The organism is Jidongwangia harbinensis (assembly GCF_020216025.1).
GTDB lineage: Bacteria > Actinomycetota > Actinomycetes > Mycobacteriales > Micromonosporaceae > Actinoplanes > Actinoplanes harbinensis.
Genome location: NZ_JAIWNC010000050.1, coordinates 52,258 through 74,384 on the forward strand (window position 1 = coordinate 52,258; position 22,127 = coordinate 74,384).

Annotated in this window: 21 protein-coding genes; 3 read left to right on the forward strand and 18 right to left on the reverse strand. The window is 72.7% G+C overall.

Annotated features, from left to right (window positions below):
- Positions 1–170 precede the first annotated feature (170 nt).
- The 8 genes from LDL48_RS38050 to LDL48_RS38085 form a co-directional block, all read right to left on the reverse strand.
- Positions 171–1,997 (reverse strand): molybdopterin-dependent oxidoreductase, encoded by a 1,827-nt coding sequence (locus tag LDL48_RS38050; protein WP_225260021.1) that lies wholly within the window; start codon positions 1,995–1,997, stop codon positions 171–173.
- 35 nt (positions 1,998–2,032) lie between these two features.
- A complete protein-coding gene (locus LDL48_RS38055) occupies positions 2,033–2,653 on the reverse strand; it encodes a hypothetical protein (RefSeq protein WP_225260022.1) in 621 nt (206 codons plus the stop codon).
- 106 nt (positions 2,654–2,759) lie between these two features.
- Positions 2,760–3,950, reverse strand: coding sequence for an ROK family transcriptional regulator (locus tag LDL48_RS38060; protein ID WP_225260023.1), 1,191 nt, complete (start codon positions 3,948–3,950; stop codon positions 2,760–2,762).
- A gap of 34 nt (positions 3,951–3,984) precedes the next feature.
- A complete protein-coding gene (locus tag LDL48_RS38065) occupies positions 3,985–5,244 on the reverse strand; it encodes a sugar ABC transporter permease (protein ID WP_225260024.1) in 1,260 nt (419 codons plus the stop codon).
- Positions 5,241–6,047, reverse strand: coding sequence for an ATP-binding cassette domain-containing protein (locus tag LDL48_RS38070; RefSeq protein WP_225260025.1), 807 nt, complete (start codon positions 6,045–6,047; stop codon positions 5,241–5,243). Before LDL48_RS38070 ends, LDL48_RS38065 begins: the two co-directional genes overlap by 4 nt.
- Before the next feature lie 120 nt (positions 6,048–6,167).
- Positions 6,168–7,274 carry a sugar ABC transporter substrate-binding protein gene (locus LDL48_RS38075; RefSeq protein WP_225260026.1) on the reverse strand — a complete coding sequence of 369 codons (1,107 nt, stop codon included), beginning with the start codon at positions 7,272–7,274 and terminating at the stop codon, positions 6,168–6,170.
- Positions 7,275–7,646: 372 nt separating this feature from the next.
- Positions 7,647–8,129: a Cys-tRNA(Pro) deacylase gene (gene ybaK, locus LDL48_RS38080; RefSeq protein WP_225260027.1), complete on the reverse strand. Its 483-nt coding sequence runs from the start codon at positions 8,127–8,129 to the stop codon at positions 7,647–7,649.
- A 917-nt stretch (positions 8,130–9,046) separates the two neighbouring features.
- Positions 9,047–10,216 carry a class I SAM-dependent methyltransferase gene (locus LDL48_RS38085; RefSeq protein ID WP_225260028.1) on the reverse strand — a complete coding sequence of 390 codons (1,170 nt, stop codon included), beginning with the start codon at positions 10,214–10,216 and terminating at the stop codon, positions 9,047–9,049.
- A 231-nt stretch (positions 10,217–10,447) separates the two neighbouring features.
- On the opposite strand from LDL48_RS38085, the gene groES reads away from it, so the two are divergent.
- From groES to LDL48_RS38100, 3 genes are all read left to right on the forward strand, one after another.
- Entirely contained in the window at positions 10,448–10,756 is a 309-nt protein-coding gene (gene groES / locus LDL48_RS38090) for a co-chaperone GroES (protein WP_023358324.1), read from the forward strand.
- A gap of 72 nt (positions 10,757–10,828) precedes the next feature.
- Positions 10,829–12,478, forward strand: a complete 1,650-nt coding sequence (groL, locus tag LDL48_RS38095) for a chaperonin GroEL (RefSeq protein WP_225260029.1) — start codon at positions 10,829–10,831, stop codon at positions 12,476–12,478.
- Between the two features lie 68 nt (positions 12,479–12,546).
- Positions 12,547–12,810 (forward strand): DUF1707 SHOCT-like domain-containing protein, encoded by a 264-nt coding sequence (locus LDL48_RS38100; RefSeq protein WP_225260030.1) that lies wholly within the window; start codon positions 12,547–12,549, stop codon positions 12,808–12,810.
- On the opposite strand, the gene LDL48_RS38105 is transcribed toward LDL48_RS38100, so the two are convergent.
- Genes LDL48_RS38105 through alr form a run of 10 tightly spaced genes read right to left on the reverse strand, consistent with a single transcriptional unit; the run spans position 12,799 to position 22,089 of the window.
- Positions 12,799–14,550 carry an ABC transporter ATP-binding protein gene (locus LDL48_RS38105; RefSeq protein ID WP_225260049.1) on the reverse strand — a complete coding sequence of 584 codons (1,752 nt, stop codon included), beginning with the start codon at positions 14,548–14,550 and terminating at the stop codon, positions 12,799–12,801. The two genes, LDL48_RS38100 and LDL48_RS38105, sit on opposite strands and share 12 nt — an antisense overlap.
- 5 nt (positions 14,551–14,555) lie before the next feature.
- Positions 14,556–16,250, reverse strand: a complete 1,695-nt coding sequence (locus LDL48_RS38110; protein WP_225260031.1) for an ABC transporter ATP-binding protein — start codon at positions 16,248–16,250, stop codon at positions 14,556–14,558.
- Positions 16,251–16,295: 45 nt separating this feature from the next.
- Entirely contained in the window at positions 16,296–16,550 is a 255-nt protein-coding gene (locus LDL48_RS38115) for a hypothetical protein (protein ID WP_225260032.1), read from the reverse strand.
- Between the two features lie 15 nt (positions 16,551–16,565).
- The gene (gene tsaD, locus LDL48_RS38120; RefSeq protein WP_225260033.1) at positions 16,566–17,612 is read right to left on the reverse strand and encodes a tRNA (adenosine(37)-N6)-threonylcarbamoyltransferase complex transferase subunit TsaD; all 1,047 of its coding nucleotides are present in this window, start codon (positions 17,610–17,612) and stop codon (positions 16,566–16,568) included.
- Positions 17,605–18,042: a ribosomal protein S18-alanine N-acetyltransferase gene (gene rimI / locus LDL48_RS38125; protein WP_225260034.1), complete on the reverse strand. Its 438-nt coding sequence runs from the start codon at positions 18,040–18,042 to the stop codon at positions 17,605–17,607. The genes tsaD and rimI overlap by 8 nt, the downstream gene beginning before the upstream one ends.
- Complete coding sequence (gene tsaB / locus LDL48_RS38130; RefSeq protein WP_225260035.1) at positions 18,042–18,698, reverse strand: tRNA (adenosine(37)-N6)-threonylcarbamoyltransferase complex dimerization subunit type 1 TsaB; 657 nt, start codon at positions 18,696–18,698, stop codon at positions 18,042–18,044. Before tsaB ends, rimI begins: the two co-directional genes overlap by 1 nt.
- A 31-nt stretch (positions 18,699–18,729) precedes the next feature.
- Positions 18,730–19,407, reverse strand: coding sequence for a uracil-DNA glycosylase (gene ung / locus LDL48_RS38135; protein ID WP_225260036.1), 678 nt, complete (start codon positions 19,405–19,407; stop codon positions 18,730–18,732).
- The gene (tsaE, locus tag LDL48_RS38140) at positions 19,404–19,868 is read right to left on the reverse strand and encodes a tRNA (adenosine(37)-N6)-threonylcarbamoyltransferase complex ATPase subunit type 1 TsaE (RefSeq protein ID WP_372472285.1); all 465 of its coding nucleotides are present in this window, start codon (positions 19,866–19,868) and stop codon (positions 19,404–19,406) included. The genes ung and tsaE overlap by 4 nt, the downstream gene beginning before the upstream one ends.
- Positions 19,865–20,956: an alpha/beta fold hydrolase gene (locus tag LDL48_RS38145; RefSeq protein ID WP_225260037.1), complete on the reverse strand. Its 1,092-nt coding sequence runs from the start codon at positions 20,954–20,956 to the stop codon at positions 19,865–19,867. Before LDL48_RS38145 ends, tsaE begins: the two co-directional genes overlap by 4 nt.
- Complete coding sequence (gene alr / locus LDL48_RS38150; protein ID WP_225260038.1) at positions 20,953–22,089, reverse strand: alanine racemase; 1,137 nt, start codon at positions 22,087–22,089, stop codon at positions 20,953–20,955. Before alr ends, LDL48_RS38145 begins: the two co-directional genes overlap by 4 nt.
- Positions 22,090–22,127: the final 38 nt, after the last annotated feature.

A 22,127-nucleotide genomic window follows, 5' to 3' on the forward strand; every position in this document is an offset into this window, starting at 1 on the left:
ATCACCACACAGCTCGCGGCGCGGCCCAGATGCTCCGGCCGCGCCGTTCTGTTCAGCGGTTCATCAACCGCATCGGTGGACATGCAAGCCACCGTAGGAGCGAATCTCCGCCCGAAGTCGGACGCGCAGTGCGGCTTCGGCGACCGCCCCTACCGACCCCGGCGCGCCGACTACTCAATCGTGACGTCGATGGTGTGCCGGCCCGTCGCACCGTCCGGAGCGGGCGGCGCGGTCCGGTCGGTCTGCGTCGCACCGGTGGTGTCGGTGGCCCGTACCCGCAAGGTGTGCCGGCCCGGCGTGGCGGGCCACGACCAGGACCACTGCCGCCAGGTGTCGGTCGACACCGTGCCGGCGAGCGTGGCGGCCTGCCAGGGGCCGTCGTCCACCTGCACCTCCACCCGGGCGATCCCGCGGTGCTGCGCCCAGGCCACGCCGGCCACCGTCACCGCACCGGCCCGCCGGCCGGCACCGTCGCGCGGGGTGTCGATCCGGGACTGGGTCTTGATCGGTGCCTGCGCGGACCAGCCCCGCGGCACCCAGTACGCGTCGAAGTCGGCGAACCGGGTCAGCTCGATCTCGGTGATCCACTTGCACGCCGATACGTAGCCGTACAGCCCCGGCACCACCATCCGCGCCGGGAACCCGTGCTCCACCGGCAGCGGCGCACCGTTCATGCCGACCGCGAGCAGCGCGTCCCGCCCGTCCCGCAGCTGCGCGGTGGGGCTGCCACAGGTCCAGCCGTCGATCGAGCGCTGCACCACCTGGTCCGCGTCCGGCAGCGGGTCGGCCTCGTCCAGCAACGCCTTGATCGGCGTGCCCAGCCAGAGCGCGTTGCCGATCAGGTCGCCGCCCACCTCGTTCGACACGCAGGCCAGCGTCACGTACCGCTCGACCATCGGCCGCCGCAACAGCTGATCCCAGGTGAGCGTGATCGGGTTGCGGACCAGGCCGTGGATGCGCAGCTCCCAGCCGGCCGGGTCGATCTGAGGTGGGTACAGCGAGGTGTCGATCCGGTAGAAATCCGCGTTGGACGTCACATAGGCCACCGCACCCGGCGCCTGCGCGTTCGCCGGCGTCACGGGCGCCTGCCGCACCGCCGGCGGCAACACCACCGCCGCACGCGCCGCGGCCACCGCCCGGCGCGAGGTGAGCAGCCGCCCGCCGACGCCGCCGACCGCGGCCACCCCAGCCGCGATCCCCAGGACCTGGAGAAACCGCCGCCGGCTCGGCACGACAAGATCCCCACCACCGGGGTACGCCGATTCGGGGCCCCCGACCGCCGCCTGAGTCCCGCCTTCCCCCGGACCGTCCGCCCTGGCACCCGCCCGCCGGCCTCCGGCAGCACCGACCCCCGACTCCGCCAATGCATCCGGCATCGCAGAAGTGCCCGACACTCCGGCAACTCCCGCCACTCCGGACACAGCCGGCACTCCGGCAACTCCCGCCACTCCGGACGCAGCCGGCACTCCGGACGCAGACGGCTCGACCGGCGCACTCGCGCCCGCCGATGAATCCGGCATCACGGAGGCGCCCGGCGCACCGGCCAGGGCCGACGGGACGGGCCGGGTGCGGGCGCCGGCCAGCGACAGCAGATAGCCCAGCACCGGGACCGCGACCGCCGCGCCCACCACCGACGGCAACGCGGTCAGCGGTCCGGCGTCGTGCCGGGTCACCGCGGCGGCCACCCCGATCAGCCCGAACAGGGCGATGCCCGCGAGCGCCAGCCGCCACGACCGCCGGGCCACCAGGCCGAGCAGCCAGGCGTACCCGGCGAGCAGGATGGCCGTACCCGTGATCAGTGCGGTTTTGTCATGCACCCCGAACACCGCGATCCCGGCGTCCTTCACCGGCGCCGGCACCGAGTCGACGACCACCCCGCCGACCGCGAGCAGCGGTGCGGAGAGCGGGCCGGTCCAGACCGCGACGACTTCGGCGAGCCCCAGCGCGACCGCGGCGGCCGCGACACCGGACAGGCCGGCACGGACGGAAAGTTTCACCGTCCCATCGTGCACCCGCGAGCGCGGAACCGACCTTACGGCGTGGTTACCGGTGGCCGGAGCGGTGGCAGCGCGGACACCAGCGCGTCGAGCAGGTCCACCCCGGTGCGCCGGGGACGCGGGCCGGGTAGGTCGGGCATCCCGTCGGCGGGCAGGTCCCAGATCACCCGTCCGGGGTCGAGCCGGTCCAGGGCGGCGTACCACTGCCGGAGGGGTTCGCGCAGTTGCACGTGGGTGGCGAAGTTGCGCCGCCGCCGGGTCGGGTCCTGGTCGCGCCGGCGCTGGAGGGTCTCCACGTCCGGCAGGCCGACCAGCACCGCGTCGGCCAGGCCCAGCTGTCCGGCCTCGAACGCGACCCGGGCGACGGCGAGTTCCCGGTCGAACAGGGCCCGCGGCGCCAGCCCGAGCGCCGCCATCCCCCACGCGTAGTGCAGCCGCACCGGATCGGTGTCACAGAACGCGACGCCGTCCCGGCACTCCTGCTCCTGCGCCTCGGCCCAGCGCCGGATCCCGACCCGGACCCAGTGCCGGGCCAGCGCCTGCCCGTCGGCCGGTTCCGCGCCGGTCGGCACCTGCTCGGCCACGAACCGGCCCACCTGCCGCCGGCACCACGACGTCTTCCCGGCGGCGCTCGGGCCCTCGACGACGACGATCAACCCACGTCCTCCGTCCGGAATGGATCAGCGGCGCCCACCCGTCGCGCCGCAGCACGAGCCTTGCATCCCGGCCACCGGGCCGGACATCCGGCCCCGGGCCGGCCGCTCAGCAGAGCGGGTCCTCCAGCAGGTGCTCGAACGCCAGTTCGGCGGCGCCGATCAGGGCGGCGTCGGATCCGAGTTCGGGGGTACGCAGGCGGATGTGCTCGCGGCAGGCGGGCAGCGCCACCGAGTTCAGCCGGCTGCGGATCTGCGCGGCGGCGACCAGGTAGATGTCGCGGAGCGTGCCGCCGAAGATGACGGTCTCCGGGTTGAAGATGTTGACCAGGTTGCCGACGCCGAAGCCGAGCCAGTCCCCCACCTGGCGGACCGCGTGCTGGGCGGTACGGTCGCCGCGCATCGCCGCCTCGACCACGTCCAGCACCGCCTCGCGCCCGGTGCGGTCCTCCCGCCCGGCCAGCCGGAGCAGCGCGTTCTCGCCCACCTCGGTCTCCCAGCAGCCGCGGGACCCGCAGCTGCACGGCCGGCCCTGCGGGTTGACCACCATGTGGCCGACCTCGCCGCCGTACCCGCCGTGGCCGCTGACCCGCCGCCCGCCGGTGACGATGCCGCCGCCGACGCCCACGTCGCCGTACAGGTAGATGACGTTGTCGCAGCCCACCGCGGCGCCCCGGCTGTGCTCCACCATGGCGGACACGTCCGCGACGTTGCCGACGGTGAGGCGGCCGACGTCCGTACCCATCTGCTGGCTGAGTTCGGCGGTGAGGGCCTCACCGACCGGCTCGTCGACCCAGCCGATGGTCGGCGCGAGGCGGACCACGCCGTCGTCCCGGCGTACCATCCCGGCGACCGCGAGGCCGCCGCCGATGCAGCGGGCCGCATCCGGCGCGTCCTTGCGCATGTCCCGGATGAACGTCGCCAGCGGCTGCACCGCGTCGACGACCTGCATGCCGCGCGGGCGGTCGGTCTCCCGGCGGTCCTGGATGTGCCCGCCCAGGCCGACCCGGGCCACCCGCAGGCGGTCCACCTCGATGCTGATGCCGTACGCGTAGACCATCGACGATTCGGGCCGGACGACCAGCGAGGGTCGCCCGGCCCGGCCGGTCTCGCCCGGCGCCTGTTCGTGGACCAGCCCGGCGGTGGTGAGTTCCGCGGTGAGGGCCCCGATGGTGCTGCGGTTCAGGCCGAGCCGGTTGGTGAGTTCCGCCCGGGAGGTGGCGCCGTGGACGTGCACGTACCGCAGCAGGGTCCCGAGGTTGTGCCGGCGTACCTCCTCCGGACTGGGGCCGGCCCGCATCAGCGGGCCGTCCCCATACCCAGGGCCTCGTCCATCATGTGCCGGTGGCGGCCGCTCTGCGCCGGGACAGCGCGTCCACGCTGGCGGCGATCAGCAGGATCAGACCGGTGAAGATGTACTTGACACCCGAGCTGTAGCCCATCAGCACCATGCCGTTGTCGATGACCGCGACCACGGCACCGCCGATCACCGCGTTGACCACCTTGCCCTTGCCGCCGAAGAGGCTGGTGCCACCGATCACGGCCGCGCCCACCGCGTAGAGCAGGACGTTGCTGCCGCCGGTGTTCGGGTCGACCGAGTTGGCCCGGCTGACCGCCAGGATGCCGCCGATGGCCGCCATGAACGAGCCGATCACGAACACCGAGATGCGGATCCGGTCCACCGGGATACCGGCGCGCCGGGCCGCCTCGGCGTTGCCGCCGACCGCGTACACGTGCCGGCCGTAGGTCGTCCGGCTCAGCACGAACGTCCACAGGACCAGGAAGAACGCGATGATGGGTACGACGATCGGCACGCCCTTGACCGAGATGATCACCGGGTTGATGCTGCGCTCCTGGGTGAGCAGCGCGGTCGCCACCAGCAGCACCAGGGCCAGTCCGCCGATCCGCAGCGCGACGATGCCCACCGGGTCGGTGGTCAGGCCGCGGGCCGCCCGGCTGCGGATGCGGTTGAGCTGGAGCGCCGCGTACGCGACGACCGAGCCGATGGCCAGCACCCAGCTCCACAGCACGGACATGTTGCTGTTGGCGAGCTTGAGCACGAACGGGTCGCGGACCGACACGTTGATGCCGCCGCTGAGCAGCACCAGCAGGATGCCCTGGAAGGCGAGGAACGCGGCGAGCGTCACCACGAACGACGGGATGCCCACCTTGGCGACCAGGAAGCCCAGCACGAAGCCGATGACCAGGCCGGTGATCAACGCGGCCGGGACGGCGGTGTACCAGTCCCAGCCGTGGTTGGTCAGCAGGATCGCCATGACCGCGCCGCACACGCCACTGGCGAAGCCGGCGGACAGGTCGATCTCGCCGAGCAGCAGCACGAAGACCAGGCCCATGGCGATGAGGATGACCTGGGCGCCCTGGGAGAACAGGTTGGCGAAGTTGAGCGTGCTCAGGAACGTGTCCTGGCGGGCCGCGCCGAAGATCAGGCACAGCACGACGAGGCCGAGGATGGCCGGCAGCGCGCCGAGGTCGCCGCCGCGGACCCGTCCCCAGTAGTCGTTGACGTGGCTGGCCACGGTCGGCTTCTGCACCTTGACCGCACCGGCCGAGGGAGTGGTGGCGGTTGTGCTCATCGTTCGTCTCCCGCGGGCGTGATGTCGACGAAGTCGTTCGGGGTCTCGGGCGGCAGGCCGAGGTTGCCGCTGCGCCCGGCGGTGATCAGCTCGACGACCTGGGAGTGGGTCACGTCGGCGGTCTTCACCTGGGCGGCCATCCGGCCCAGGTAGAGCGCGGCGATCCGGTCGGACACCGCGAACACGTCGTTCATGTTGTGCGAGATCAGCACGACGCCGAGCCCGTTGTCCGCCAGCCGGCGGACCAGTTCCAGCACCTGGGCGGTCTGGGCCACGCCCAGCGCTGCGGTGGGCTCGTCGAGGATGACCACGCGGCTGTTCCAGAGCACCGCCTTGGCGATGGCGACGGTCTGCCGCTGACCACCGGAGAGGCTGGCCACCAGCTGGCGCAGCGACTTCACGGTGCGCACCGAGAGACCGGCCAGCGTGTCGCCGGCCATCTGCTCCATGGTCGGCTCGTCCAGCACGATGCCCTTGACCTTCTCGCGGCCCAGGAACATGTTCTGCACGATGTCCAGGTTGTCGCAGAGCGCGAGGTCTTGATACACCACCTCGATGCCCAGCGTGGAGGCGTCGCGCGGGGTGTGGATGGCCACCTGCTTGCCGTCGAACGTCACCGTGCCCGCATCGATGGTGTAGATGCCGCTGACGCATTTGACCAGCGTCGACTTGCCCGCGCCGTTGTCGCCGACGAGCGCGGTGACCTCGCCGGGGTAGACGCTGAGTCCGACATCGTGCAGGACCTGGACAGGGCCGAAGCTCTTGTCGATCCCGCGTAGCTCCAGAAGAGGTGAGGCGGCCACGGATGGTTCTCCTTCGCTCGGTGACCGGGTTGGGGGGTAGGGCTCACGGTCGGCGCCGCCCATGCCCAGGGGCATGAGCGGCGCCGTCGTGGAGCCGTTCGGGGTGACCCCCGGTTCAGGTCAGCTGATGCCGTTGTCCGTGCACAGCTTGGCGAAGGTGCCGGTGCAGAGCGTCTCCTTGGTCACGAAGCCATCCGCGACGACGTCCTTGACCGTGGCCTTGGTGATCGACTTCGGGGTCAGCAGCACCGACGGGACGTCGGCACCCGACTCCGGGTCCTTCGTGACGCCGGTGGCGGTGGTCGGCTTCTCGCCCTTGGCGATCGCGATGGCCAGCCCGGCCGCCGCGTCGGCCTCTTCCTTGATCGCCTTGTAGACGGTCATGCACTGGTCGCCCACGAGGATGTTCTGCAGACCCTGCACGGTCGCGTCCTGGCCGGTCACCGGGACCTTGCCGTTGAGCTTCTGCTTCTTCAGCACCGAGATGACCGCGTTGCCGAGGCCGTCGTTGGCGGCCAGCACACCCTTGATGTTGCGGTTCTGGGTGAGCATCTGCTCGAAGATCGTGCCGCCCTGGGCGTTGTCCCAGTCCGGAACGGACTGGTCCGGGCCCTTGACGTACTCCTTGGAGTCGTACTTCGGCTGCAGCACCGAGTCGTAGCCCTGCTTGAACAGCGTGGCGTTGTTGTCGGTCGGCGAGCCGTTCAGCTCGGCCACGACCGGCTTGCTCACCTTCATCGCGGTCAGGCACTCGACCAGGCCCTGGCCCTGCAGCTCGCCCACCTTGACGTTGTCGAACGACACGTAGTAGTTCGCGCCGCCGTTCAGCGTCAGACGGTCGTAGTCGATGGTGGCGATACCCGCGGCCTTGGCCTTGTCCAGCACGGCCTTACCGGTGCCGGAGTCCAGGTTGGCGATCATCAGGACCTTGACGCCGCTGGAGATCATGCTGTCCGCGATCGTCTGGAACTGGCTCTTGTCGCCCTGCGCGTTCTGGATCTCGACCGGAACGCCCGCCGCGTCGAACGCCGCCTTCAGGAACTTGGGGTCGTCGACGCTCCAGCGCTGCGAGCTCTTGGTGTCGGGCAGGATCACGCCGACCTTGCCCGGGGCGGCGTTGCCGCCACCGGTGCTGCCGCTGCCGGAGCCGGCGTCGTCGCCGCAGGCGGCCATGCTGCCGGTGGCCAGGAGGCCTACGGCAGCAAGGGCGAACATTCCCTTACGCATTCTTGTGTCCTTTCGGGGTGTATCCGGGCCTTAGTCGAACTCCAGCGTGCGTTGCCGGGAGTATGCGCTCCGGGACGCAAGCGGATCAGAGACAGTTTGTTGTGTCCGGCAACGTATTCCCGTTGCGCCCTGTAGCACAAGAAGTCTTGCCAGGCGTTCTGGCCGCTCGGCATAACAATCCGGCAACACGGCGGTGACACGGAGACTCCCACCTCGTCAACCGCGTACCGCCACGATGACGGTGACCTGCGTCGTACCACAACGTGACGCTAAGTCACTCCGAGGTCCTAACTTGCCGAATCCCCGGAGAAAGCTCCTCCCGCCGAGTAACGGTGCCGTAACGGTCCCGAAGGTCGTATCGCTTATCGAGCTCTATGTCCGAATTTGTGCCACTACGGCGTTGGTCAACCCGATCAGATCGGCGGGCGCCAGCGAAACTTGAAGCCCGCGGCGGCCCGCGGAGACGTACATCGAATCCAGCGCCGGCGCCGAGTCGTCCACCACGGTCGGCAGACGCCGCCGCTGACCGAGCGGGCTGATCCCGCCGCGCACGTACCCGCTGCTCCGCTCCGCCGCCGCCCGGTCCGCCAGCACGGCCCGCTTGCCGCCGGTCGCGTGCGCCAGCGCCTTCAGATCCAGATCCCCGGTGACCGGGACGACCGCCACGGTCAGCGCGCCGTCCACCTCGGCGATCAACGTCTTGAACAACCGCTCCGGCGGTACGCCCAGGGCCTCGGCGACCAGGGCACCATAGTTCGGGGCGTCCGGCGAGACGTCGTACGGATGGAGGTCGTGGTCGATCTTCCGCGCGACCAGCAGGACGGTCGCCGGGGTGCCGGCCGCCTTCTTCGCCATGCGGCGCACGCTACGCCCCGCCGCCACTCCATCACCCCGCCGCCCACGCCTACAGACATCCCGCGCCGCCACGCCTGCGCCCCGCCACGCCACGCCACGCCACGCCTGCACCCTGCCCCGCCCCGGCTACAAGCACGCCGCCCCGCCACGCCCGCACCCTGCCCCGCCCCGCCTGCACCCCGCCCCACGCCGCAGGCACGCCGCCCCGCCACGCCTGCAGGCACGCCGCCCCGCCGCCCCGCCACGCCTGCAGGCACGCTGCCCCGCCATGCCTGTGGGTCGCAGCATGTCGACCACGGCTGCGCAACGTCGCCTCTCCCACCGGCCGCATCAGCCCATTTACCCCGTTACAGGACATCATCTGCCCCTCTCCGACCATGGCGTGTGGCGTAGTGGTGCGCTGCGCGCCGCAACTCGACACGCTTCTATCGCCCGAGCACGGCGTGCGGAGCTGCGGCGCGCTGAGCACCCGAGAACCACACATGCAGCACCCCAAGCCCGCCTTGCAAGCGGCGGCGTGCCAAACACCCACGAACCGCACACGCAGCACCCCGCGCCCGCCGCACAAAAGTGGAGGACTCCGGAAGCCCACACCCGCCTAACACCTTCGGAACCACACGCGACCCGCCACGCCTGCGACACGCCGCCGCGCGCCGGACATCGACGCTCTACCCGTGCGGACGTTCCGGGCAAATCGACCCCCGCGACCGCCGCACCCCCTAACTGCCGTCCCAAGGCCACATTTCCGAGCACCCGGCGCGCCTCGGTGGAACACCAGTGCGGTTATCAGGCGCTCATAACCACGTCGGCGTACCACTGGAGCGCTCCACTGGCACACCAACACCGTCCACACGACCTCGCCGTCCGGGCCGGGTGAGCAAGCACGACGCGGTGCCCCGATCGGCGCGACACCCCGGTCAGGGGCGGCAGAGCAGTACGGTCGGCGCCCCCGCGACCCGGGTCAGCACCATCGACGCACCCCGCGAACCCGACAATCGCAGGTCCCGCCGCAGCTTCTCCGGCTCCAGGGCGGAGCCCCGCTTCCGGATCTCCAACCGCCCCACTCCCCGCTCGCGGAGCAGCGTGCGCAGCCGCTTGAGGGAGAACGGCAGCACGTCGGTGACCGCCAGCCGCCGGGCGAACGGCGTGTCCACCGGCGCGTCGGTGTAGACGTAGGCGATGTCCGGGTCGGCCAGCCGCCCGCCGACCGTCTCGGCGAACTCGGCGACCAGGTGGGACCGCACCACGGCGGGGTCCGGGTCGTACAGGTAGGTGCCGACCGGACCGACCGGCCCGGTCACGGTGCCGGTCCCGGTGAGTTCCGCGGCGCCGGGCAGGAGGGTGGCGCGGCGCGGGGCGGCGGCCAAGGGCCCGCACCAGAATGCGGCCTCCAGCAGGTCCCCGTCCACGCTCACCCACTCGCCCTCGGCGCCGGGCGGGAGCAGTGCGTGGTCGATGCCGGGGGCGAGTTTGAGCACAGTGCGCGGCACCCGGCCGGCCAGGCCGGCCACGAAGTCCCAGGGCGGGGAGTACGAGCGGGGGTCGAACACCCGGCCGCCGCCCGCGCGCCGCCGGGCCGGGTCGGCGAAGACCGCGTCGAACCGTTCCACCTCGACCGTGGTGGCGTCGGCGCACTCCACGGTCACCCGGTCGGCGAGTCCGGCGGCGTCGGCGTTGGCGCGGGCCATCGCGGCGGTGAGCGGGTCGGCGTCGACCGCGTACACCCGGATGCCGGCCCGGGCCGCGGCCAGCGCGTCGGAGCCCAGCCCGCACCCCAGGTCGGCCAGGGTCCGCACCCCGGCGGCGGCCAGCCGGGCGGCGCGCCGGTCGGCCACCACGGCCCGGGTGGCCTGTTCCAGGCCGGGCCGGGTGAGGAACATGCCCGCCGCGTCCGGTCCGAACTTCGCCGCCGCCCGGCGCCGCAGGTCGGCCTGGGTGAGGGCGGCGGCGGCCAGGGCCGGCGCCACGCCGCGGGCGCGCAGCCGGGTGGCGGCGACCAACGGGTCGGCGTCGGCCACCTCGGCCGCGACGGCCAGGGCGTCCGCTCCGAGGGGAGTACGCAGGTCGGCCAAGAGTTCCGGATCCACGAGCGGTCATTCTCCACGGGTGACTCGGCTGGCACTCTGGTTGACGGAGTGCTAGTTCCGGCATAATCTCCGATTAGCACTCTCACCACGAGGGTGCCAGCGCGAGCCCAATCCGGGCCGCGCTTGCGCCAGGCGGACCGGCACCCGCGACGACGGCCCCGCCCGGTGGCATGAGGCATGAGCTCGGCCTGCACCATGGCCGGCGAAATCTGTACCCAGGAGGGTATGCCCGTGACTACCGCGACCAAGGTTGCGATCAAGCCGCTCGAGGACCGCATCGTGGTCCAGGCGAACGAGGCTGAGACGACGACGGCGTCGGGCATCGTGATCCCCGACACCGCCAAGGAGAAGCCGCAGGAGGGCACCGTCCTCGCTGTCGGCCCGGGCCGCATCGACGACAAGGGCAACCGCGTCCCGATCGATGTGCAGGTCGGCGACACCGTCCTCTACTCGAAGTACGGCGGCACCGAGGTGAAGTACGCCGGCGAGGAGTACCTGGTGCTCTCCGCCCGCGACGTCCTCGCGGTCATCGAGAAGTGACCTACTGATTGCATCCGCCGCCCTGGTCCTTGAGTTGAGGACCGGGGCGGTAATGCGTGAAGGGACCAATACATGGCGAAGATTCTGAGTTTCTCCGACGACGCCCGGCACCTGCTGGAGCACGGCGTCAACACGCTCGCCGACACGGTCAAGGTCACCCTCGGCCCGCGCGGCCGCAACGTCGTCCTGGACAAGAAGTTCGGCGCGCCCACGATCACCAACGACGGCGTCACCATCGCCAAGGAGATCGAGCTGACCGACCCGTACCAGAACCTCGGTGCGCAGCTGGTCAAGGAGGTGGCGACGAAGACCAACGACGTCGCCGGCGACGGCACCACCACGGCGACCGTGCTCGCGCAGGCGCTGGTCCGTGAGGGCCTGCGCAACGTGACCGCGGGCGCCAACCCGATCGCGCTCAAGCGTGGCATGGACGCCGCCGCCGAGGTGGTCTCCAAGGCCCTGCTGGAGAAGGCCGTCGAGGTCGCCGACAAGAAGTCGGTCGCCAACGTGGCCACCATCTCCGCGCAGGACGCCACGATCGGCGAGCTGATCGCCGAGGCGATGGAGCGGGTCGGCCGCGACGGTGTGATCACCGTCGAGGAGGGCTCCGCCCTCGCCACCGAGCTCGACGTCACCGAGGGTCTGCAGTTCGACAAGGGCTTCATCTCGCCGAACTTCGTGACCGACGCCGAGTCGCAGGAGGCCGTGCTCGAGGACGCGTACATCCTCATCACGACCCAGAAGATCTCCAGCGTCGAGGAGATGCTGCCGCTGCTGGAGAAGGTCCTGCAGGCCGGCAAGCCGCTGCTCATCGTGGCCGAGGACGTCGAGGGGCAGGCGCTGTCCACCCTCGTGGTAAACGCGATCCGCAAGACCCTCAAGGTCGCCGCGGTGAAGGCTCCCGGCTTCGGGGACCGGCGCAAGGCGATGCTGCAGGACATGGCGATCGCCACCGGCGGCGAGCTGATCGCGCCCGAGCTGGGCTACAAGCTGGACCAGGTCACCCTGGAGATGCTCGGCTCGGCCCGGCGCGTGGTGGTCGACAAGGACAACACCACGGTCGTGGACGGCGGTGGCCGCAAGTCCGAGATCGAGGACCGGGTCGCGCAGATCCGCAAGGAGATCGAGGCGTCGGACTCCGACTGGGACCGCGAGAAGCTGTCGGAGCGGCTGGCCAAGCTCTCCGGCGGGATCGCGGTCATCAAGGTCGGTGCCGCCACCGAGGTCGAGATGAAGGAGCGCAAGCACCGCATCGAGGACGCCATCGCGGCGACCAAGGCCGCGGTCGAGGAGGGCACCGTCCCGGGTGGCGGCGCCGCCCTGGCGCAGATCGCCTCCGCGCTCGACGGTGACCTCGGCTTCACCGGCGAGGAGGCGGTCGGTGTCAACATCGTCCGCAAGGCGCTGATCGAGCCGCTGCGCTGGATCGCGCAGAACGCCGGCCACGACGGCTACGTCGTGGTGGGCAAGTCGGCGGAGCTGGGCTGGGGCCACGGCCTCAACGCGGCCACCGACGAGTACGTCGACCTGGTGGCGGCCGGCATCATCGACCCGGTGAAGGTGACCCGCAACGCGGTCTCCAACGCCGTCTCGATCGCCGCGCTGCTGCTCACCACGGAGAGCCTCGTGGTGGAGAAGCCGGCCGAGCCGGAGCCCGCCGCCGCCGGCGGTCACGGCCACAGCCACGGTGGCCACGGCCACCAGCACGGCCCGGGTTTCTGAGTCGACCCGCATCGAGGGCGCGCCGCGGTCAGCGGCGCGCCCTTCGTCGTCGGCGCTACCATGCGGCGATGGACATCCGGGCGTCGGACGAGGATCGGCAACGGGTGCTGGCCGCGCTGGAGCGGCACACCGGCGCCGGGCGGCTCACACTGGACGAGTTCGCCGCGCGGGTGGAGGCGGCGTGCGGTGCCCGTACCCTCGATGACCTCGCCGCGGTGACCCGTGATCTGCCGCAGCTGGACGACGGCCCGCGCCGCGACTTCCTGATCCTGGTCCTGATCGCGGCGGTGGTGCTGGTGCTGCTGGCCGGGGCGATGGCGTTACGGAACTAGCGCCGTGTCGCCGTGCCAGGACCGCCACAGCGCGGCGTAGGAGCCGCCCGCGGCGACCAGTTCGTCGTGCGAGCCCAGTTCGATGATGCGGCCGTCGGCCACCACCGCGACCCGGTCGGCGTCGTGCGCGGAGAACAGCCGGTGCGCGATCGCCACCACGGTACGGCCGTGCAGCACCGCGGCCAGCGAGCGTTCCAGGTCGCGGGCGGTCCGCGGGTCGAGCAGCGAGGTGGCCTCGTCGAGCACCAGCGTGTGCGGGTCGGCCAGCACCAGCCGGGCCAGCGCCACCTGCTGCGCCTGCGCCGCGGACAGCACCACGCCACCGGCGCCGACCGCGGTGTCCAGCCCGTCCGGCAGCGCGGCGGCCCAGTCCAGGGCGTGCACCGCGGCGAGCGCGTCCCGGACCGCCGCGGCGGGCGCCTCCGGCCGGACCATCGCGACGTTGTCGTAGAGCGTGCCGATGAACACGTGGTGTTCCTGGCTGACCAGCGCGACCTCGGTCCGCAGCCGGTCCAGCGGCAGGTCGGTGAGCCGGACCCCGCCGACCGTCACCGTGCCGGCGGTCGGTTCGTGCACCCCGGCGAGCAACCGGCCCAGCGTGGACTTGCCGGCGCCGGACGGGCCGACGATCGCCAGCCGCTCGCCCGGTTCCAGCGTGAGGTCGATGCCGTGCAGCACCTCGCGGCCCGGCACGTACGCGAACCGCACGCCACCGACCTCGATCCGCGCGCCGTCCGGCCGCCGGTCCGTGGCGGCCGGACCGCCGGTGTCCGCGACGCCCAGCAGCCGGGCCAGCGACGCGGCACCCACCTGCAGTTCGTCCAGCCAGCTGAGCAGCCGGTCGAGCGGGTCGATCAGCAGCTGCACGTAGATCACCGCCGCGGTCACCTGGCCGAGCGTCACCCAGCCGCGCAACGCGAACCAGCCGCCGATCAGCAGCGTGGCCGCGATCGGCAGCACGTAACAGGTCTCCAGGATCGGCCACCACACCGTGCGCAGGAACAGCGTGTACCGCTCGGCCCGGTACGACCGGTGCAGGTCGGTGTCGGTACGGGCGATGCGCTGGGAGTCCCGGCGCAGCGCGTCCACCGTGCGGGCGCCCTCGACGGTCTCCGCCAGCCCGTCGGTGACCTGCGAGTACGCGGCGTTCTCCCGCAGGTAGCCGGCCGGGGCGCGGCGCAGGTACCACCGGGTGCTCACCACGATCAGCGGCACGGCCACCAGCAGCGGCACCGCCAGCAACGGCCCGACCAGCAGCAGCGCGCCGAGCACCAGGGCGCCGGTGAGGATCGCGATCATCGTTTCCGGGACCGCGAACCGCACGCACTTGCTGAGCGCGTCCACGTCCCGGGTGGTCCGGGTGAGCAGGTCACCGCTACCGGCCCGTTCCACCGTGGACAGCGGCAGCGCGAGCACCCGGTCCACGAAGTCCTCCCGCAACCGGGCCAGCACCCGCTCCCCGAGCCGGGCCGACGCCAGGTGTGCGAACCGTACGAAAATCGCCTGCAGCAGTACGAACACCGCGATCAGCGCGGCCAGCCGGTCCACCACGGCGGCGGCCCGGCCGTGCTGGATGGCCTCCACGATGTCGCCGAGCAGGCGCGGGCCGACCAGACCGGCGGCCGCGGCGAGCACGTGCAGACCCACCGCGACGGCGAGCGCGCGCGGATAGCGGCGGAACAGCTCACGGGCGTACCGGCGCACCTGCACGGTGTCGGCGACCGGCAGGGCGCCGCTCATGCCGTTCACCGGTCCTCCCGGAGCACGGTGCGGGCGTACCGCGGTTCGGTCCGCAGCAGCGTCCGGTGGTTGCCCTCGGCCACCACCGTGCCGGACTCGACGTAGAGCACGGTGTCGGCCCGGGCCAGCACCAGCGGGCTGGTGGAGCAGACCACGGTGGTCCGGCCGTGCCGCGCCGGGCCGAGCCGTTCCGCGATCCGGGCCTCGGTGTGCGCGTCCACCGCGCTGGTCGGTTCCACCAGGATCAGCACCTCCGGGTCGGCGACCAGCGCGCGGGCCAGCCGCAGCCGCTGCTGCTGGCCGCCGGAGAACGACCGGCCGCGCTCGGCGACCTCGGCGTCCAGGCCGTCCGGCAGGGCCTCGACAATGTCGGTGGCGTCGGCCGTGTGCAGCGCCGCCGCCACCCCGCCGCGGCCGTGCGGGTCCAGGTCGGCCCGGAGCGGCCCGGAGAACAGGCGGGCGTCGTTGTCGGCCACCAGGATCCGCTTCCGCACGGTGGCCAGGTCCAGGTCCCGCAGCGGTACGCCGGCCAGCGTCGCCGCGCCGTCCGGGTGGTAGCGGCCCAGCCGGTCGGCGATCGTCACGGCGTCCACCGGGTCCGCGGCGGCCAGCGCGGTCACCCGGCCCGGCCGGATCCGCACGCCGGACGTGGGATCGGCCAGGTCACCGGGCGGCGGCGCGGGCACCGGGCGGTCGACATCGGACAGATCGGTGCGGGCCTGCAGCATCTGCACCACCCGGCGGGCCGACACGTGGCCCCGGGTCACCTTGTCGATCGTCTCGGTGAGCTGGCGCAGCGGCCCGACCAGGAACGCGGCGTACGCGTAGAACGACACCAGCTGGCCCACGGTGATCCGGCCGGACAGCGCGAACCGGGCACCCAGCCACGTCACCAGCACCAGGAACGCGCCCGGCAACAGCACCTGCGCGGCCTCCAGCAACGACTCCACCCGGGCGGTACGCACACCGGCCGTGCGCAGCGTCTGGGACTCGGCGCGGTACCGGGCGGACAGCACCGCCTCCCCGCCCACGCCGCGCAGCACCCGCAGGCCGCCGACCAGGTCACCGGCGCGGGCGGTGAGCGTGCCCTGCTGTTCCCGGTACGCGGCCTGCCGGCGGTGCAGCGGCCGGATCAGCACGCTCACCACCGCCATCAGCACCGGCACGCCGAGCAGCACCACCAGGCCGAGCGGCACCGACGTGCGGAGCAGCACCACGGTGACGGTGACCACGCCGACCAGCGAGCCGACGCCGCGGGCGGTGATGTCCACGGCGCTGCCGACGTGTCCGATGTCGGAGGTGCCGATCGCCACCACCTCGCCGGCCTCGACCCGCCGGGGCAGCGCCGAGCCGAGCCGGTTCGCCTGCCGCACCGCGAGCTGGATCGTGCGGAACGCGGCGGACAGGTAGTTGACCACCGCGAACCGGTGCCGCCCGATGCCGGCCGCGGCCTGCACGAGGCCGACACCGGCCAGCACCAGGCTCCAGGCCAGCAGCGCCCGGCCGTCCCGGTCGATCAGCCCGGCGTCGATCGCCCGGCCCACCACGGCCGGCACCAGCGCCTGGCTGACCATCCAGACGACGGCCAGCAGGATGGCGGCGGTGACCGGCACCCAGGTGGTGCGGAGCAGCCAGGTCAGGTAGCGGGTCGCCGATCGCTCGTCGGGCACGCCCGGATCGGCGTCAGGAAGCGTACGCATCGTGGTTTCGACGCTACGGTCCCGCCGCCGCCGGGGGCGACCGGTTTACCGGTCGACCGGGGTGAAGTCCCACACGTGTGGCGAGCGCGCGACCAGGTGCGCCGGCGGGTCGGGCAGGTGCTGCGGCGAATGCCGCCAGCGCGAGATCACCACGATGCGCTTGTCGGTGGAGGAATAGACGTCGCTCGACACGTGCTGCGGGAGGACCTCGAGTCCCGGCACCGCCACGTCGCAGACCCAGGTCAGCAACTCGTCGAGGCCGCTGCCCAAGGCCCGGATCTCCCACATGCGTGCGATCATCCGCTCTGCCTACCCCTACACAGTGACGGTCGTCAACGGCAGGGCCGAATCGGCCGGCAGATCGAGCCGGCTCGGCGCGACGCCGGCCGCGACGAGATGCGAGCCGAGTGCCGCGACCATCGCGCCGTTGTCGGTGCAGAGCTTGGGCCGGGGTACGCGGACCCGCACGCCGACCTTGGCCGCCCGTTCCTCGGCCAGCACCCGCAGCCGCGAGTTCGCCGCCACGCCACCGCCGATGATCAACGTGTCGACGCCGTGCGCCCGGCACGCGTCCAGCGCCTTCGCGGTGAGCACGTCACACACCGCGTCCTGGAAGCTGGCCGCCACGTCCGCCACCGGCACCGGCTCGCCGGAGCGTTCCCGCGCCTCCACCCAGCGCGCCACCGCGGTCTTGAGGCCGGAGAAGGAGAAGTCGAAACGGTGCCCGGCCAGGTCCTTGGGCGCGGTCAGCCCGCGCGGGAACGCGATCGCCGCGCCGTCGCCGTCCCGGGCCGTCCGGTCGATCACCGGCCCGCCCGGGAAGCCCATGCCGAGCAGCCGGGCCACCTTGTCGAACGCCTCGCCGGCCGCGTCGTCGATGGTCGCGCCGAGCGGCGTCACCCCGGCGGTGAGGTCGTCGACCAGCAGCAGCGACGAGTGCCCGCCGGAGACCAGCAGCGCGATCGCCGGCTCCGGCAGCGGTCCGTGTTCCAGCGTGTCCACGGCCACGTGCGCGGCCAGGTGGTTCACCCCGTAGATCGGCTTCTCCGCGGCCAGCGCGTACCCCTTGGCCGCGGCCACGCCGACCAGCAACGCACCGGCCAGGCCCGGCCCGGCGGTCACCGCGATCGCGTCGATGTCGGCGAGCGTGACGCCGGCGTCGTCCAGCGCCCGCTGCATGGTCGGCACCATCGCCTCGAGGTGGGCGCGGCTGGCGACCTCGGGGACCACGCCGCCGAACCGGGCATGCTGGTCCACGCTGGACGCGAGCGCGTCGGCGAGCAGCGTGTGGCCGCGGACGATGCCGATACCGGTCTCGTCGCAGGAGGTCTCGATTCCGAGTACCAGGGGTTCGTCAGGCACTTCGCATCATCACCAGAGCGTCGGTGTTACTGGGTTGGTAGTAGCCGCGGCGGATGCCGACCGGCTCGAAGTCGTAGGTGGCGTACAGCCGCTGCGCCGCGGTGTTGTCCACCGCGACCTCCAGCAGCACCTGGGTGACGTGGCGCCGGGCGGCCTCGGCGAGCAGCGCCTCCAGCAGGCTGCGCCCGACGCCGTGGCGCTGGGCGTCCCGGCGGACCGCGATGTTCTGCACCCAGGCCTCGTCGCGGTGCACCACGGACAAGCCGGCGTAACCGGCCACCCGCTCGTCGTCCAGCGCCACCAGGTAGTGGTGCCGTTGGGCCAGCTCGTTCCAGAACATCGCCGCGGACCACTTCTCCACGCCGAACAGGTCCTCCTCGATCGGCAGCACCTCGGCGATGTGCCACCAGCGGAAGCGTTCCAGCCGCATCACTGCAGGACGTGTTTGCGGGCGGACGACGCGACGGCGTCCGGGCGGCGCAGGTAGAGCGGGGTCAGGCGTTCGCTGTCGGCCTTGGCGCGGATCCGGTCGGCGGCCAGGGCCACCAGCGCGGCGCCCGGCGGATACCGCAGCGCCTCGTCCACCGGCAGGCCGAAGACCTCGCTGTACTGCACCGCGCCCTCGCCCACCGCGCGGTCGGCGTCGACCGGGACGTCCGCCGGTTTCGCCACGTCCGGCTCGCCGAGGCGTACCCCGTCGGCGTAGGTGGCGAAGTAGACCTCGCGCCGCCGGGCGTCCGTGGCCACCAGCACCCGGCCCGGCCCGGCGGCCCGGCCGAGCGCGTCCAGCGAGCAGACGCCGTAGGTCGGGATGCCCAGCGCCTGGCCCAGGCTGGCCGCGGTGACCAGGCCGACCCGCAGGCCGGTGAACGGTCCCGGCCCGAGTCCCGCGACGATCGCGCCGAGGTCGCGCGGGCGCAGACCGGCCTCGGCGAGCGTCGCCTCGATCTGCGGGGCGAGCAGCTCACCGTGCGCGCGGGCGTCGACCGTGCGGCGTTCCGCCAGCCCGGTCAGGCCGTCGTCGGTGACCTGGGCGATCGCCGCCGTGGAGGCGGGCGTCGCGGTGTCGAGAGCGAGTACGAACACGTCCTGGAGCCTATCCCCCGCCGCCGCCCGGTCAGGCGCGCGGATCCCAGTCGACCGGCGGGCGGCCCGCGTCGGCCAGCGCCTTGTTCGCCGCGCTGAACGGCCGGGCGCCGCGGAAACCCTTGGTGTTCAACGGGCTCGGATGGCCGGACTCCAGCACCGCGTGCACCGGATTGGTGACCAGCGCCGCCTTCTTCCGGGCGTAGGAGCCCCAGAGCAGGAAGACCACCCGTTCCGGGCGCGCGTTCAGCGCCCTGATCGTCGCGTCGGTGAACGCCTCCCAGCCCCGGCCGGCGTGCGAGGCCGCGGCGGCCGCGCGCACCGTCAGCACCGCGTTGAGCAGCAGCACGCCCTGCCGGGCCCAGCCGGTCAGGTCGCCGGACGGCGGCGGCGCCACGCCCACGTCCTCGGCCAGCTCCTTGAACACGTTGCGCAACGACGGCGGGATCCGTACCCCGTCCCGGACGCTGAAGCTCAGCCCGTGCGCCTGCCCCGCACCGTGGTACGGGTCCTGCCCCAGGATCAGCACCCGGGTGTCCGCCGGCGGGCACAGCCGGTACGCCGCGAACAGGTCCTCCACCGGCGGATAGACCGTGTGCGCGGCGTACTCCGCGGCGACGAACTCCCCCAGCGCCGCGGTCCGGTCCGGGTCCAGGAACGGGGCCAGCTCGGCGCGCCACGGCGCCGGCAGCAGCTCGGTCAGGTTCACAGCGCCGCCAGCCGGCCGGCCCAGTCGCCGCCCCGCGGCACCAGGTCGATCACCCGGGTGTCGTCGTCCTCCCGGTCGATCCGGACCTGCAGGTATTCCTCGTTGAGCTGCTCCACCAGGCCCTCGCCCCACTCCACCACGGTGACCGCCGCGTCGGCCGAGGCGTCCAGGTCCAGGTCGTCGATCTCGGCCCGCGGGTCGGGGCGGTCGCCCAGCCGGTACGCGTCCGCGTGCACCAGCGGCACCGGCCCGGCGTGCACCCGGGCGATCACGAACGTGGGTGAGGTGACGTCGCCGCGCACCCCCAGCCCGGCCCCGATGCCCTGCACGAGGGCGGTCTTGCCGGCCCCGAGCGGCCCGGTGAGCAGCACCAGGTCGCCGGGGCGCAGCACGGTGGCGAGGCGGCGGCCGAACGCGCGGGTGTCGTCCACGGTGGCCAGCCGGATGCCGGTGGTGATCACGAATTGTTCTCCATGCTCAGCTTGTCCACGAAGGAGAGTAGTGCCTCGTTGACGTCGTCCGCCTTCTCCAGCATGACGACGTGGCCGCTGTTGTCGATCTTGACCAGCTGAGCCTCCGGCAGGTGACGCAGGATCTCCTCGGAGTGGGTCACCGGAGTCAGATAGTCCTTGGTGCCGACCAGCACCAGCACGGGCACCCCGGCGAGCGCGGACAACGCCGGGAAGCGGTTGTGCGAATACAGCGTGTGCAGGTATTTGGTCAGGGTCTCGGCCGACGTCTTGGAGTTCATCTGCTCCACGAACGTGACCAACGACGGGCTCGGGCGGGAGTCGCCGAAACCGTACCGGCGGGTGAGCAGCCAGGCCAGGTCGGCGGAGGCGATCCGGGCCCGGTCGATGACGTTGCCGCCGATCCGGGTGGCGCCGGTCCACACCGGGAAGAACGGCGCGCTGGCCCGGGCCACCAGCGTCGGCACACCCAGTTTGGTCTTGTCGATGAGGCCGGCCGAGGTGGAGATCAGCACGACGCCGGTGACCCGGCGGCCGAACCACTCCGGGTACTGCTCGGCGAACGCCATGATGGTCATGCCGCCCATCGAGTGCCCGACCAGGATGATCGGCCCGTCCGGCACGGTCGCGTCGAGGATCGCGGCGAGCGACTTGCCGAGCGCGGCGATGTCGTAGTTGCCGGACCGCAGCCGGCTGGACCGGCCGTGCCCCGGCTGGTCGTAGAAGACCAGGCGGTTGCGCCCGTGCCGGCTCATCGCCTGGCGCTGGAAGTAGAAGGTGCCCATGTCCAGGGCGAAGCCGTGCACGAAGACCACGGTGGGCCGGCCGGCCGCGGTGCCCGGCTCGACGATCTCCACGTGCAGGTCGGTGCCGTCCGCGGCGGTGACGGTCAGCTCCGAGTCGAACGGCTGCTCGCCGAACTCCTCGTCCCGGTACGGGTCGCCCGGGGCGTTCAGCGACTTGCGCACCAGCGCCCGCTCGACCGCGAACGCGGTGGCCAGCCCCGCCGCGGCCACCCCGACGACCGCCCCCACGAGCCCGACCCGCTTGGCGCGCCGGCTCGACCTCGCCGTACTCATCCAGCCTCCCCGTCCCCGGCACCGCGCCCGGCAGAGCCGTCGTAGACGCGCGGCACGCGGCTGCCTCCGAACCTCGTCACGATCTCGTAGTTGATCGTCCCGATCGCCGCGGCCCAGTCGTCGGCGGTCGGCCGCTCCGCGCCGAACAGCGTGGCCACGTCGCCGGGCGTCACCGGGTCGTCCCCGCAGTCCAGCACGACCTGGTCCATGCACACCCGCCCGGCGATGGTACGGACCGCGCCGCCCACCTCGACCGGCCCCACGTTGGAGGCGTGCCGGGGCACCCCGTCGCCGTAGCCCAGCGGGATCAGCGCCAGCGTCGTCTCCCGGTCGGTGTGGTACGCGTGCCCGTACGACACGCCCTGGCCGGCCGGGACCCGCTTGGTCTGCGCGACCCGGGCGCGGGCGGTCATGGCCGGCCGGAGACCGAACCGGCGCCCCTCGATCGGCGACAGGCCGTAGATCGCGATGCCGGTGCGGACCAGGTCGAAGTGGGCGTCCGGCCGGGACAGCGTGGCCGCCGAGTTGGCGATGTGCCGGTACCGCGGGCGGATGTCGTGTCGCTCGGCCACCGCCAGACCGTCGGCGAACGCGGCCAGCTGCCGGTCGGTGATCTCGGCGCCGGGATCGTCCGCGGACACGAAGTGGCTCCAGATGCCCACCACCTCGACGTCGCCGTCGGCCCGCGCCTTCGCCGCCGCGTCCAGCAGGGCCGGCCACTCGTCCGCGGTGGCCCCGCCGCGCGCCAGGCCGGTGTCCAGCTTGAGGTGCGCCCGCGCCGGGCGCTGCGCGGACCGGGCCGCCTCCACCAGCTCGCCGAGCTGCGCCACGCCGCCCGCGCTCAGGTCGACCCCGGCGGCGACGCCGTCCCGCAGCGGCACCCCGGGTGCGTGCAGCCAGGCCAGCACCGGCGCGGTGATGCCCTGCGCGCGCAGCGCCAGCGCCTCGGTCAGCGTCGCGACGCCGAGCCAGGTGGCGCCGCCGGCCAGCGCGGCCCGGGCCGACGGCAGCATGCCGTGGCCGTACCCGTCGGCCTTCACCACGGCCATCACCTCGGCACGCGTGGACGCGCGCAGCATCGCCACGTTGTCCCGGATGGCGTCCAGATCGATCCGGACCTCGGCCTGCCACATGGGTCCAGCCTACGGGCGGGTACGACACTTCCGGGCAC